At 36.3% G+C, this 663-nt stretch carries 1 pseudogene; it reads right to left on the bottom strand.

What is annotated here, in order from left to right:
* Positions 1–663, bottom strand: a pseudogene (locus F3G86_RS01195) (thioredoxin reductase); the annotation flags it as partial.

The raw sequence follows: 663 nt of genomic DNA, 5'->3' as shown, positions 1-663 counted from the left end.
CTTCTGGTGTGTTGTAGTATGGTGCATTAGGATATCCCTCTGGTGGGGTTAGGGACATTATTTTAGCTTCTAAAATACCAGAATCTCTATTTAACATAACTTGTTTTAATTCAGTATCGTCAGGCTCTGCGACATCATAAGGGGCTTGAAAATCATGCAAGGTTTCTTTTGCATATTTCAAAAATTCTTCCCTTGTAGTCTCGTTTGCATCTATATCTCTAGGATCTAGTAGCTTGCCTTTATCCTCTACCATTTCTCTTAAGTGATGAACAGTATCAGCTATTGGATCAAGTATAACCCCACCCCTATTAAAATCCATCACGAAGTAGCTTCCTACTATCTCATCAAGATAAGGTATCATTCCATATTCATCTAGTGGGGGATTTTTATATAGTTTACGAATTTTTTCGTAGGTGTCTAAATTTTTATTTACTCCCATCCCATAAGTGTAGTATTTAAAAGAGTCTGCCAGATAGTTTAATGCTTCTACTACTCCCAGCTGTGCTGCCAGAAATGCTTTTTGAAAATCTCTTGCTTTAAATCCTGCTGAACCGCCAGTACCAAATGCTGATGGATTACCCAATACTCCAGCACATAAATTCCACTCTCCTATAAAAAGCTCTGATTTAAGTGTATTTTTATTTCTATCTACTTCATCATAAA

The organism is Campylobacter concisus (assembly GCF_902460595.1).
Classification (GTDB): Bacteria; Campylobacterota; Campylobacteria; order Campylobacterales; family Campylobacteraceae; genus Campylobacter_A; species Campylobacter_A concisus_BL.
This window is presented reverse-complemented; position numbering and strand designations above follow the sequence as displayed.